This window comes from Bacillus sp. FSL M8-0266, from assembly GCF_038613425.1.
Classification (GTDB): domain Bacteria; phylum Bacillota; class Bacilli; order Bacillales; family Bacillaceae; genus Bacillus; species Bacillus pumilus.
Genome location: NZ_CP152015.1, coordinates 887,443 through 899,900 on the forward strand (window position 1 = coordinate 887,443; position 12,458 = coordinate 899,900).

The 12,458-nt window shown below is 39.7% G+C and carries 11 protein-coding genes and 2 CRISPR repeat arrays (1 of these 13 running past the window's edge); of the genes, 9 read left to right on the plus strand and 2 right to left on the minus strand.

Going from position 1 to position 12,458, the window contains the following annotated elements; all coding sequences use genetic code 11:
- Positions 1-19: 19 nt before the first annotated feature.
- Together MKY83_RS04215 and MKY83_RS04220 are read right to left on the minus strand one after the other, a co-directional pair.
- Complete coding sequence (locus MKY83_RS04215) at positions 20-1,183, minus strand: oxalate decarboxylase family bicupin (RefSeq protein WP_342488192.1); 1,164 nt, start codon at positions 1,181-1,183, stop codon at positions 20-22.
- Positions 1,184-1,277: 94 nt separating this feature from the next.
- On the minus strand, positions 1,278-1,442 hold the full coding sequence (locus tag MKY83_RS04220; RefSeq protein ID WP_003217819.1) for a YvrJ family protein: 165 nt from the start codon (positions 1,440-1,442) through the stop codon (positions 1,278-1,280).
- Between the two features lie 166 nt (positions 1,443-1,608).
- Between MKY83_RS04220 and MKY83_RS04225 the strand changes: the two genes are divergently transcribed.
- From MKY83_RS04225 to cmr6, 9 genes are all read left to right on the plus strand, one after another.
- The gene (locus MKY83_RS04225; RefSeq protein WP_342488193.1) at positions 1,609-2,211 is read left to right on the plus strand and encodes a sigma-70 family RNA polymerase sigma factor; all 603 of its coding nucleotides are present in this window, start codon (positions 1,609-1,611) and stop codon (positions 2,209-2,211) included.
- Positions 2,159-2,380, plus strand: coding sequence for a sigma-O factor regulator RsoA (gene rsoA / locus MKY83_RS04230; protein ID WP_342488194.1), 222 nt, complete (start codon positions 2,159-2,161; stop codon positions 2,378-2,380). Before MKY83_RS04225 ends, rsoA begins: the two co-directional genes overlap by 53 nt.
- A gap of 180 nt (positions 2,381-2,560) precedes the next feature.
- Positions 2,561-2,843: a CRISPR direct-repeat array (repeat unit 19 nt; unit sequence GTCGCACTCTACATGAGTG).
- Between the two features lie 1,674 nt (positions 2,844-4,517).
- On the plus strand, positions 4,518-5,408 hold the full coding sequence (locus MKY83_RS04235) for a DUF6602 domain-containing protein (RefSeq protein WP_342488195.1): 891 nt from the start codon (positions 4,518-4,520) through the stop codon (positions 5,406-5,408).
- 15 nt (positions 5,409-5,423) lie between these two features.
- Complete coding sequence (gene cmr1, locus MKY83_RS04240) at positions 5,424-6,761, plus strand: type III-B CRISPR module RAMP protein Cmr1 (RefSeq protein WP_342488196.1); 1,338 nt, start codon at positions 5,424-5,426, stop codon at positions 6,759-6,761.
- Positions 6,731-8,557: a type III-B CRISPR-associated protein Cas10/Cmr2 gene (cas10, locus tag MKY83_RS04245; RefSeq protein WP_342488197.1), complete on the plus strand. Its 1,827-nt coding sequence runs from the start codon at positions 6,731-6,733 to the stop codon at positions 8,555-8,557. The genes cmr1 and cas10 overlap by 31 nt, the downstream gene beginning before the upstream one ends.
- Positions 8,550-9,782, plus strand: coding sequence for a type III-B CRISPR module-associated protein Cmr3 (cmr3, locus tag MKY83_RS04250; RefSeq protein ID WP_044139678.1), 1,233 nt, complete (start codon positions 8,550-8,552; stop codon positions 9,780-9,782). The genes cas10 and cmr3 overlap by 8 nt, the downstream gene beginning before the upstream one ends.
- Positions 9,783-9,795: 13 nt before the next feature.
- Positions 9,796-10,665 carry a type III-B CRISPR module RAMP protein Cmr4 gene (cmr4, locus tag MKY83_RS04255; RefSeq protein ID WP_342488198.1) on the plus strand — a complete coding sequence of 290 codons (870 nt, stop codon included), beginning with the start codon at positions 9,796-9,798 and terminating at the stop codon, positions 10,663-10,665.
- The gene (gene cmr5, locus MKY83_RS04260; protein WP_342488199.1) at positions 10,662-11,030 is read left to right on the plus strand and encodes a type III-B CRISPR module-associated protein Cmr5; all 369 of its coding nucleotides are present in this window, start codon (positions 10,662-10,664) and stop codon (positions 11,028-11,030) included. Before cmr4 ends, cmr5 begins: the two co-directional genes overlap by 4 nt.
- Positions 11,027-11,803 (plus strand): type III-B CRISPR module RAMP protein Cmr6, encoded by a 777-nt coding sequence (gene cmr6 / locus MKY83_RS04265; RefSeq protein ID WP_342488200.1) that lies wholly within the window; start codon positions 11,027-11,029, stop codon positions 11,801-11,803. Before cmr5 ends, cmr6 begins: the two co-directional genes overlap by 4 nt.
- A 648-nt stretch (positions 11,804-12,451) precedes the next feature.
- A CRISPR array of direct repeats spans positions 12,452-12,458; the repeat unit is 20 nt; it runs 289 nt beyond the window's last position.

A 12,458-nucleotide genomic window follows, 5' to 3' on the forward strand; every position in this document is an offset into this window, starting at 1 on the left:
TTTTTGCAGGAGGGTTGAATTAATCCTCTTTTTTAGGTGCAGCGATGACAGGATGTTTTTCAGTGTCAAGCAATTTCAAGAAGTCTTCGCCTTGATCTAAATGATCAAGAACAAGCTGTTTCGGTGTGACTGCAAGCCACTGATTGAGTGAGATATCTGCATAATGATCACTCTTAAAGATTTCTAAGAAATAAAGCGGTTCGTCGCCTGTATTTTCTACATAATGCCCCATCGCAAATGGCACATAGCCAACGTCTCCCGCCTGATAGTTAAAGGTTCTCGCATGTCCATCAGAAGCAAATACCGTCATTCGTGCCTTTCCAGAAATGAAATATTGCCATTCATCCGTATTTGGATGCCAGTGCAGCTCACGGATGGCACCTGGATCAACTTTCACAAGAGCAGAGGCAATCGTTTTAGAGGCTTTGAAATTGGTAGAATCCGCAATCCACACTTGTCCGCCGCTTGACGTAATCGGCTCTTGTTTTAACAGCTCATATTTAAAGGAATTCGGAACTTCTCCTTGCTCTGTTTTCACCTTGTCACACTCAAGGGAACCAGGAATTCCTTTTTGGAAAATATACTTCTCTTTCTCTGGCAGCTGCTCAAATTGCTCCTTTGTCATTCCAAAGTTTTGGAGCACAACTTCCTCTGGCGTATGGGCAAGCCAATCAGTCACTTGGAACGTACTATTTTCAGAGAAGGAACCATCATCAAACACAAGCAAGAATTCAGCTCCCGGTTCAAGTGCTTGAATAGAATGCGGCAAGCCTGAAGGGAAGTACCACAAATCCCCCTCAGTCACATCCTCTGTAAAATTCCGTCCCTCTGCATCAACCGATGTAATTCGTGCTTCCCCATAAATCATGTACGCCCATTCCGCTTCCTTATGCCAGTGCAACTCGCGAATTGCACCAGGCTTTAGCCGCATGTTCACAGAGGCAAGACTTTTAGAAATGGGCAGTTCACGCACCGTTACCTCGCGGGCATAGCCGCCTTTTTCTAAACGGCTGTGCGTATCAGAAAAAGAATATTTCAAGTTGGGAACCGTTCCATGATCGGTTTCTGGCGGCGTGAGCATATCTGGATTTTGTCTGTCTCGCTCGAGATTACGTGGAATTTTGACCGTTGCTCCTTTTTCTCCTCGAATCGGCTGTGGTACACCATTTTGCTTTTCACTCATGATAAAATCCCCTTTCAACATCGTATTGTGTGAGATGACAAAAGGCCTTTCATTTCGCCCTCGTTTTCATAAGGTGAAACGAATCAAGAAGATGTCAATCTGATTCATCATTTTTTTGAACAGCGACCAATCGTTGGATGAGTTTGCTTAATTCATCAAACTTTCGTTCAAAACGTGTCAGCAAATAAACCGTCAAAATGGCAGGAAAGCCAGCCTGACCGAGCTGTTTCAGCCATTCCTCCGAAAAAAAGGTCTCCATTTGTCTCACCTCCCAGCGGATACTCGTCTTCTCTATAAGTGGTATGAAAGAAGAAATAGGAAATCAAAGGGGGAGAAAATGAATCATTAGACCCGTTTCACAAAGTTTACTTTTTTTAACTTTTGTCCACTTAATGCAAGTAGAGAGAACAAAGGGGAGGATGCACATGGATTATCGGCTGTTATTGAAAGCAAAATGGAAGGAAATCATTGATCACCCGCTCATTCAGCAGTTTTTAAGCAACCCGAAAAACGAGCAGCTGCTCCGGCAAGTCATGGAAGAGCCAAACGAGGAAAATGCCAAAATACTAGATTCCGAGTTCAAACAGTTCTATCAGAAAATCCGCATCATCAAGTATATTTCCACAATGATACGCATCTTTTCAGTCGACTTTGACAAACGAGTCAAAAAAAAGCAGCAGCGTTTTCCACTCATACTCGATCATCCTGATACGCAAGAAGTGAAAGACCCTGTTCAAACAGATACGTATGAAGCCGTGCTCTTCAACCAGCAAGACTTAGGAGAGTACCTGCAAGATCAAACATTGTACAAGGCCTACCAGCAGCTCACAGACAAACAAAAAATGGTCTTAACCCATATTTATGTTGAAGGTCAAACAATGAAAGAAATAGCTGATCGGCTAGGCGAAACGAGACAAAACATCTCAAACATCCACAAAAAAGCGCTCAACAAACTAAAAGAAGAAACAGGGGGAGATGTCCGTGAACGAAGAAAAAATGACGAATGGAGAAATGAAAGAACTCATTGAAACCTTCACACCCATGATCAAAAAGAAACTACAAAACACGGCATATCAAGAAAGAGAAGACCTCGAACAAGAACTTTATATCAAACTCATCGAAAAAATAGACCGGCTGATTTACCAAGAAGGACCTGGCTTTTGGGAGTTTATTGTGGAATATATGACGAAGTTGTAAGAGAAGTTGATGGTGCGAATGTGAGGTGAACATAAAATCCCCGGGACATTCGCACCTTTTTATTCGACAAAATTGATAAAAAATGTATATTTTATAAAGGGGAAAACAAAATTCTTTATTGAAAGTTGTGGATTTTGCCTATCATTTCCTAAAAAATGTTACAATTAGGGCAGAAATCGCTGTCGCACTCTACATGAGTGCGTGGATTGAAATGACACCGAACAAACATTCTGTTAAAATGTTTTTGGTCGCACTCTACAAGAGTGCGTGGATTGAAATTAAAACGGTAATACCATACTTGATCAACGTCAATGTCGCACTCTACATGAGTGTGTGGATTGAAATATGTATCCAGAAATCATCGACTTTCTAATTTGTGTCGCACTCTACATGAGTGCGTGGATTGAAATGTGATCGGCACGAGACCCACGTGCATATGGGGTGGTCGCACTCTATATGAGTGTGAGGAATAAAATTCTTGTCAGTAGGTAGCTTGAAAGATTTATTGACATTGCGCTTGATATAGGTGTGAAAAACATAAATCTGTCTCAGCCATTTTATTAATGAATTCAAAGCTGTTGATGAAACAGCGAAATAAGTATGATTATCATCAGTAGTAGTTTTTAATTAAATAGGATTAAGAAAGATTCGGTGCGAATGTGAGGTGAACATAAAATCCCTGGGGCATTCGCACCTTTTCATTCGACAAAATTGAGAAAAAATGTATATTATTTAAGAGGTGAAAATAAAATTCCATATAGAAAATTGAGGGTTTTGGCTATGATTCCCTAAAAACTGTTATAATTAGGGCGGAAATCGCAGTCGCACTCTATATGAGTGCGTGGATTGAAATTTCGAATAGCTTTCCAGAGATAACAAGTCTCCCTGTCGCACTCTATATGAGTGTGAGGAATAAAATTCTTGTCAGAAGGTAGTTTGAAAGATATATTGACAATTGCGCTTGATATAGGTGTGAAAAACATAACTCTGTCTCACCAATTTTATTAATGAATTCAAAGCTGTTGATGAAACAGTGAAATAAGTATGTTTTCAAGAGCAATAGTTTTTATTTAAATAGGATTAAGAAAAATTCGGTGCGAATGTGAGGTGAACATAAAATCCCCGGGACATTCGCACCTTTTTATTCGACAAAAATGAGAAAAAATGTATATTATTTAGAGGTGAAAACAAAATTCCATATAGAAAATTGAGGGTTTTGGCTATCATTCCCTAAAGAATGTTATAATTAAGGCAGAAATCGCAGTCGCACTCTACATGAGTGCGTGGATTGAAATCTGTTTGTTTTTATTTTCCTCTAACTGTTTCAAGTCGCACTCTACATGAGTGCGTGGATTGAAATATATAGCCGTTGTCTTTTTGGTCGACCCAGCGAGTCGCACTCTACATGAGTGTATGAATTGAGGTAGCTTGGAAGAAATGTTGACAGTTGCGCTTGATTTAAGTGTGAAAAACGTTACTCTGGCTCAGTAGTCATCTTTTTAAATGAATTCAAACCTGTTGATGAAATAATGTATAAGTACTTTTAGAGCAATAGCTTTTAATTAAATAGGATTAAGAAAAATTTGTTGCGAATGTGAGGTGAACATAAAAACCCCAGGACATTCGCACCTTTTTATTAGAAAAAATGCATATTTTATGAAGAAGAAAACAAAATCCTATATTGAAATTTGTGGATTTTGCCTATCATTTCCTAAAAAATGTTACAATTAGGGCGAAAATCGCAGTCGCACTCTATGTGAGTGCGTGGATTGAATATGCTAAAACACCGACCTTTCTTCGGATCGCATCGTCGCACTCTATGTGAGTGCGTGAATTGAAATTTTGCTAATCCTGTTGCTTCAACAACGCACTCTACATGAGTGCGCGATTTTAAATGATTGTGTCTTAAACTGGTATGACCACCTAAAAGACCATCTTTTTACAACATCCTCTTTCAAATACAAAAGCCATATACTGGTTATTTGTATAGTGAAAACATGACTCATTGCAGTCATGTTTTTTTCTTCTTCTTTTTCCTAAATAAACCTTAAAAAATCTCAAAATAAGTCGAAATGAAAAGTAGTTATTTAGATTCAAATATTATCCATTCGTAATGAGTGGTGAAGGAGGAAATGGTTTGGGTGAAACGGAGCGAACCGGTAAAGTGGAGCAGCTGATCTTAGAGAATTATCAAAGATTAAACAGCATGATATCAGAAGAAGTGGACTTTGCTTCTAATCATGGTGGGCTGACAGGGGATTCTAGAGAAGTGATGTGGATGGAGTTTTTTCGGAAAATCATTCCTAAAAAATATTCATTAGCACAAGGTGTCATCATTATCGACTCAGATGGAAATCATTCTAACGAAGTCGATATTGCCGTTTTTGATGAGCAGTATACGCCGTATGTGTTCCAACACAATTCGTTGAAATTTATACCGATTGAGGCGGTTGCGGTTGCTATAGAATGTAAAAGTTCAAATTTCGATGTTGATAATTTAAAAGTTTGGTCTGACAATATAAAAAAATTAGTACCGAAAACAAAAGGAATAGCTAGGATGGCCGCCCAAGGGGTTGTCATGGTTGAAAATGATACACAGAAACGAACACGTCCTATTTTAATTTTAGCAAGTAATTTAAAAAGGCAAACAGCAAATTCATCTTCAAAGATGTTTACAATATTAGACAAAGCATTTGACTTTATACTTATGAAACAAAAGAGTGTATTTCATTTAAGAGCTCCTAATGAAGGTGAACACCTAGGATGGTGGGCTAATGAATTAAATTGTTATGATCCAGAAAGATCTAGGGAACAAGAGGATGAAGAAAAGAAAGAAAATAGTGAGAAAAATAAAGGTGATAGTAAAGACAAAGTGATTTCGAACAAACTCAGCGGTTTACGTATTGATGGATACGATCTGTTGACACTAAATTTCCAATTAAATCAATTGCTGATGCTCATTAACAATCCCATGTTTTTCCCTCACTATGCATATGCCGAGCTATTTCAGAAACAGATAACAAAGTGAAGAAAGGAGAGCGACATGACAAGGGAATCTAGTAAACCCAAAACGAATTGGCATGATGTGAAACATGCGATTGACACGAACATTCATGAAGACCAAAGACTTTTTAAAGAGCCGCTTACTATTCATTTGGTTACGCCAATGTTTGGGGGAGGGCCCCAATCAAACTCAATTGATCAAGACAGACCGATTCGAGAAAGTGCGATTCGTGGTCATCTTCGTTTCTGGTGGCGTGCAACCCGAGGAGCTGCTTGCAAGAATGCAAATGAATTATCTAAACGAGAAGCAGAGATATTTGGTCATACAGAAAAAAGCAGCTTAATTAAAGTAATCGTTGAAGAAATATTTAAAGAAAAAAAACAGATCAAATTCCCTCCAACATATATTTTTCAAAAAACACCAAATAAAATGTTGATGGGATATTTCAAAATGAATGTGTATTTGACCGAGAATGCTTCAATGACTTCACAAGATAAAAAGAAGTTAGGCAATGAAATTGAAGCTGCACTATGGGCGTGGATCAATTTTGGGGGACTTGGTGCAAGAACGAGACGTGGTTGTGGGAGTTTATACTGTGAAACATTTTCTCCTAAAGAGCAAGAAGTCAGTAAGGAGCGATTTGATCAATGGTTTAAAGAGAAGATATGTCAATATGCTATCTCTATTCCCAAAGTGTCTCGTGAATGGGCAACGCTAAGCTGGGATTTTAGATTACAAAATAAAGCTTCTCAAACGCATTTATCCTGGACGAGAACAATGGATACATACAGTGAATTTCGTAAAAAACATAATATCCAAAATGGGGAGGCTGGGAGAAGTTATTGGCCTGAGGCAGATTCCATACGTCATCTAGCGAATATGTCACATCCTGATCATCAATTACCGTATCCTTCAAATAAACCAAAGAGATATATCGCTTTTCCTAGGGCGCAATTTGGTATGCCGATTGTTTTTAACTTTAAAAAGGAATCGAAAAAAGATAAGAAGCGAAGCAAAGAAGAAATAGCAAAAAGAAAGTGGTTTCAAAAGGAGCCTAATACAAAGACGTTAGTCCCGCGAAATAAAAATCGCTTGGCATCACCACTCATCTTAAAACCGTTAGCTATTAATCAAAAGGAATCGGTGGGCATGATTATGGTGTTGCAGCAACCAAAGATCGAAGCTTTATCGCTTTTAGGGTACGGAAAGCCTTTGCCCGATGTGACAGATGAACAAAGTATCTACCCAACAGCCACCTACTCAAAAAACCCATTACAAGACGAGAGTGGCCGTACGCACTCATCGGCGATTCAAGCCTTTTTACATAGCAAGGAGGTGCAAACATTTTGTCAGAAGAATCACAAAAACAAACATTAATGCTATTTTCTATAGGACCTGTTCAAGAATTTATTGCGCAAGCACGGCGGACGCGTGATTTATGGTTTGGCTCTTTTCTTCTATCTGAATTAAGTAAAGCAGGTGCGAAGAAATTTCAAGAACTGGGTGGAACGCTTATTTTCCCTGTGTTCAACGAATCCTCTGCGGAACCAAACAACGCAGAACCAAACAACGCACCAAATAAAATATTGGGGAAAATCTCACACGAACAGCCTTCATCCATTGCAAGACAAGTGAAAAAAGCAATATATGACAAATGGAAGGAATACGCAGACTTTGTAAGAGGGATTGTGGACCCTTATATTCAAATAGGCACATGGAATCGACAAGTAGATGATTTATTGGAATTTTATGCTGTGTGGACTGAGATGCAAACTCAAGAGGAAGCGGCAAATGCGTCCGCAAGTCCGTATCATTTGGCTCTTCAAGAAGTCGAAGGTTTAATGGCTGCAAGGAAGACTTTAAGAGATTTTAAACAAAATGAGCCAGGGGCGTTATTCGGTGAACCAAAATCATCACTTGACGGTGGACGAGAATCTGTTTTTCAAAAGCAAAAAACACCACAGCAAGTGGCGCAACTAGCGGAATTGGGAATTGGTGAACATGAATCATTAGATGCGATTTCAGTGATCAAACGATTGTCCTTACATAAGCATCCGAGCAAGACATTTCCATCTGTATGTGATAAAGCTTTTGCTCCCTATCAAAATATGTTGCTAAAAAATGAACAGATGAAGAAAGCAGCCACACAATATGTAAAAGATGTAGAAACATATCTTGAGAATATGAATCTAACAGTAGCCCCTATTGATTTGAGTGAGGCATCGCTTTTTTATGAAAGAAGAATAGAAGATTATCTTGAACAACGTGGACTTGTCGGGACCACACGAACAGAAGCGAAAAATGATATCACACAGCTGCTCGAAAAATATTTCAAAGGTGAATACAGCAAGCATCACGGCCAGCCGATCAAACCACCAGCACCTTCACCTTACTATGCCTTTCTCATGGCGGATGGAGATAAGATGGGCAGCCAACTGCGAAATATACAGCATGTAGAAAGTCATATTGCATTTTCTAAAACGCTCTCAACTTTTGCTTCAAAGGCAAGTGGGATTATTTCCGAATGTGAAGGTACATTGATTTATGGCGGTGGAGATGATGTCATGGCTTATGTACCGGTTCACAAATGCTTAGAAGCAGCTGGGAAATTACAAAGAGAATTTGTATCAACGATGAATGCTCATCAACATAGTGAAACACCTCCTTCGATTTCAATTGGCATCGCCATCGTTCATATGCTTGAGCCTCTCGAAGAAGTAAGAAGCATGGCACGTCAAGCTGAACAATATGCAAAACAAGAGCGAAATTCATTAGCGATTCATTTCCAAAAGCGAGGCGGAGGAGACACAATGAATATCTCAGTCTCATTTCAAATAGATCCAGTGGCCTCTATCCAAGAGATGACGACGTGGTTAAAACAGTCTTATTTCACATCTGGCTTTGCATATGGCTTACGAGAGTTGTATCAAACATACGAACAGTCTCCATTTAAAAAACAGCCAGCAATTTTAGATGAACTCATTCCACTAGAGATAAGACGTCTTGCATTCAAAAAGAAAACGGAAGCAAAAACAGAGCAAGAAACGAAAGAGTGGATCGATCAATTGATTGCGAAGTATATACCGAAGAAGAATACATTAGAAGAATTACATACAATCGCTGAATGTATGATCATTGCTCTTCAACTAGAGGAGGTAAGTGGACATGCCTGAAAGATGGTTTCACATTCAACCGCTTGATCCGCTGCTTATTCGTGATGCACGCCCATTTCAAAGTGTACCAGGTATACGGGCGCGTTCACTAAACGATGTTCCGCCGAGTGTGGTCGCAGGAACACTTCGTACAGCTCTAGCGAAGAAACGACAATCAATAAAACACACGACGCCACTTTCTTATTATGCAAAATCTCTTGTGCGAGGTCCTTTATATCGCTGGCATGATCATTTATATGTGCCAATGCCTAATGACCTTGAGTTATTCGATGATGAGTATGGGATGAATCAAGTAAGACCAAAGCCAATGATGTCGAAAGGCCAAGGCTTTTATGGTACAGGAAAAACAGGCCGTTTTAGTGAGGCATTATGGCCGCCAGTTGGAGCTGGTGCTCGTAAAAAAATGAAATCGCCGCCTGCTTTTGTATCACTAAAGTGGATGGTGAACTGGCTGACAGACGCAGTGGATGAGAGTCAGGTGAAGGAAGCCTTGACTGAATACCAACACATACAGAAGGAAAATCATTCTTTCAAAAAGGAAACACCACCGGCATTTATTCCTGCATTACAGCGTCAGGAACGAACACAAATTGAGGTGGAAAATGGCAGTAAAAGAGCAAAAGACCAGCATCTATTTTCAACTGAATCGCTCTTATTCCCAGATGACTTTAAACTGGAGGCGGGAATAGAGTTATCTACTGAAGAGTCAGAAGAATTAAAGCCTTTCTCAGGCATTCACCCGATAGGTGGTGAACGTCGGCTGGCTCATATAGAAGACAGGCCACATGTATACCAACAAGATTGGACATGTCCGGAAGCTATTAAAGAATCGCTCAAAAACAAGCCGTATGTTCGCATGATATTGGCAACACCCGCTTATTTCAGTAAAGGATGGCAGCCCGGATGGCTGGATGAACAGCTTATGTCAAAACCACTATTTGATACAAATGTACGACTGAAATTGGTTTGGGCATCTGTTCCGCATTGGCAGCCAATCTCTGGATGGAGTTTAGCAAATAAAGACAAAGGGCGTGAAAAAGCAATCCGCCGCTTAGTCCCCGCGGGTAGTGTTTACTTCTTTACAGTAGAAGAAGGAGATCCAGCAGAACTGGCCGAAAAAATGTGGCTTCAATCAGTATCTGATCGTAACCGGCGCAAAGAAGCGTTTGATCGTGAAGATGGCTGCGGGTTAGCACTTTGGGGAACATGGAAACCGAATGAATAAGAGGAGTGAGATGATGGAAGCAAGCCGTTGGTTTTGGATACATTGTTTATCCCCCCTTCATATTGGAGCGGGTGAAGGAGTTGGCGTGATTGATATGCCCATTCAACGAGAAAAAGTAACAGAATGGCCGATTATACCTGGAAGCAGTATCAAAGGCGTGCAGCGTGAACATTATCGCGCGAAAGGACAAGACACATTCGTACAAAAAGTATTTGGTACACAAGGAGATCAAGATGGAAGCGCAGGAGCAGTCGTCATGACAGATGGCCGGTTATTTTCATTCCCTGTGGCGAGTAGATACGGTACATTTGGATATGTGGCAAGTCCACTCATATTGAAAAGATTAGCCCGCGATGCAAAAGCATTAGGCGTATCGCTGGATATCCCTGATCTCATAGAAGAATCAAGCACGCTAGTCACCATGAATTCTAAATTAGTAGAGAATGACGAATTATACCTAGGTGAATTCCAAGGGGCAGCGAAAAAATCTCAACAACTAACCGATTTTGCTGAACAGATGGCCAAACTTTTATTCGAGGATAAACAATCACAAACTCTTTGGATAGAACGATTTGTGATTGTAAGTGATGACGTTTTTCAATACATTGTCACCATGAATTCTGAAGTGACACCTCGTATTAGAATTGATCATGAAACCCAAACAGTTAGTAAAGGAGCTCTCTGGTATGAAGAGTATGTACCGGCAGAAGCCATATTTTATGGGCTCATGTGGTGTGATCGTGTCGATGGAAGCAATGATTTATCCGTTAGACATCAACTTTTAAATCAACTAGAAAAACAGATGTATCTTCAATTAGGTGGAAACACAAATGTAGGTAAAGGAAGAGTATCCTGGCGCATGACAGGAGGGGAGGGATCATGAAACTCATTCAACATCATTATGCTGAGAAAGCGTATCAACATGTGATGAATGCCAAAACGAATGAGGAGAATTTCTCAAATCAATATGGACAACTCTGTCACAGATTCGCCTCAATGATCTTAACAAATGGATTAAGGCTCACCATTACATTTTTTGAGGCAAAATCAAAAAAAGGAAATGTTTATCAACAATTCGTTCAGGATATAAAAGAAACACTAGATATACAAGGGGATTGGTCAGCTTCCAATCGAGATTACTTAATCAAATCAAGACAAGCTTTAAGTGCATCTGTTTGGTTAAAAAGATATGCGGAATCTATTTTAAAGGTGGAACAAGGGGCGGAAAATGTGGAGGACATCCAATGAATCTGTCATTAATCTTAAACAAAAGCAAATGGGAGATTGGTGGTTCTACATTGTCGAACATCATAAAGGACAGTGCGAAGAAGCAGTCATTTTATGAAAATGTGATTAGTCTACATCGAAAACAGTGGGGGGAAAATCGCTTATTGTATGAAAAATTTGTGGAGCAATATTATACCGATACGAACCCCACATGCCTAGTCAAGTCCATATCGCCGTTAGTCATTGGACATGGAGGAGAGGGTGTACTTGAAACGGGATTGTTATTACACCCGATATACGGCATTCCTTATTTACCAGGAACAGCTTTAAAAGGCGTAGCCTCTCATTATGCCCACTCTGTATTAGGTGAAAACTTTGAAGAACTAAAACAAGGTGGTAGTGATTACAACACATTGTTTGGCACAAACGAACGTGCCGGTATCATCGAATTTCATGATGCGCTCATGATGCCAGAGACGGTAGGAGAAGCATTCAAAGTGGATGTGATGACACCACATCATTCAGACTACAACAGCGTCAAGCTAGATAAGATGAACAAAGGGGGAAGTGTTCCAGCCCCTCGAGATGATGACTCACCAACACCGATTCATTTCTTAACGGTGGTCAACGGCCGCTTTCAACTTCTATTGAAAACAAAAAAGAATCTACCAGAAGAAGCGGAATGGCTCGAACTCGCCAAAACCATCTTACTAGGCGCTTTAGAACACGAAGGAATCGGCGCTAAAACAAATGCGGGTTATGGAAGACTTAAAATGGACAACGTCATTTCATAAGACTAGGTGCGAATGTGAGGTGAACATAAAATCCTTGGAACATTCGCACCGTTTTATTCGACAAAAATGAGAAAAAATGTATATATTTTACGGGTGAAAACAAACTTCTATATAGAAACTTAAGGGTTTTGATGATCATTCCCTAAAAAATGTTATAATTAGGGCGGAAATCGCAGTCGCACTCTATATGAGTGCGTGGATTGAAATTTTGTTAATCCAACCGATTTCTACATAAAAAGCGTCACACTCTACATGAGTGCGTGGATTGAAATAAACAACCGCTCATTACTATTAGTGTCAGATAGGGTCGCACTCTACATGAGTGGATGGATTAATAATTGCGAAAACATAACTCTGCCTCCTGCCTCCTGCCTCCTGCCTCCTGCCTCAGTAGTCATGAATCTAATTGAATTCAATTGTTGCTGAAATATAAAGAATTATGATTAACAAGTTTCAATAGATTTCATACTAAGAAAAAGTCGGTGCGAATGTGAGGTGAACATAAAATCCCTGAAACATTCGCACCTATTCATTCGACAAAAATGAGAAAAAATGTATATTTTAGGGTGAAAACAAAATTCTATATAGAAACTTGTGGGTTTTGACGATCATTCCCTAAAAAATGTTATAATTAGGGCGAAAATCGCAGTCGCAC

Excerpts from the sequence above, each read along its gene's own strand:
- MKY83_RS04215 (WP_342488192.1), bottom strand. The coding sequence starts at position 1,183 with ATGAGTGAAAAGCAAAATGGTGTACCACAGCCGATTCGAGGAGAAAAA.
- MKY83_RS04220 (WP_003217819.1), bottom strand. The coding sequence starts at position 1,442 with ATGGAGACCTTTTTTTCGGAGGAATGGCTGAAACAGCTCGGTCAGGCT.
- MKY83_RS04225 (WP_342488193.1), top strand. The coding sequence starts at position 1,609 with ATGGATTATCGGCTGTTATTGAAAGCAAAATGGAAGGAAATCATTGAT.
- rsoA (WP_342488194.1), top strand. The coding sequence starts at position 2,159 with ATGTCCGTGAACGAAGAAAAAATGACGAATGGAGAAATGAAAGAACTC.
- cmr1 (WP_342488196.1), top strand. The coding sequence starts at position 5,424 with ATGACAAGGGAATCTAGTAAACCCAAAACGAATTGGCATGATGTGAAA.
- cmr3 (WP_044139678.1), top strand. The coding sequence starts at position 8,550 with ATGCCTGAAAGATGGTTTCACATTCAACCGCTTGATCCGCTGCTTATT.
- cmr4 (WP_342488198.1), top strand. The coding sequence starts at position 9,796 with ATGGAAGCAAGCCGTTGGTTTTGGATACATTGTTTATCCCCCCTTCAT.
- cmr5 (WP_342488199.1), top strand. The coding sequence starts at position 10,662 with ATGAAACTCATTCAACATCATTATGCTGAGAAAGCGTATCAACATGTG.
- cmr6 (WP_342488200.1), top strand. The coding sequence starts at position 11,027 with ATGAATCTGTCATTAATCTTAAACAAAAGCAAATGGGAGATTGGTGGT.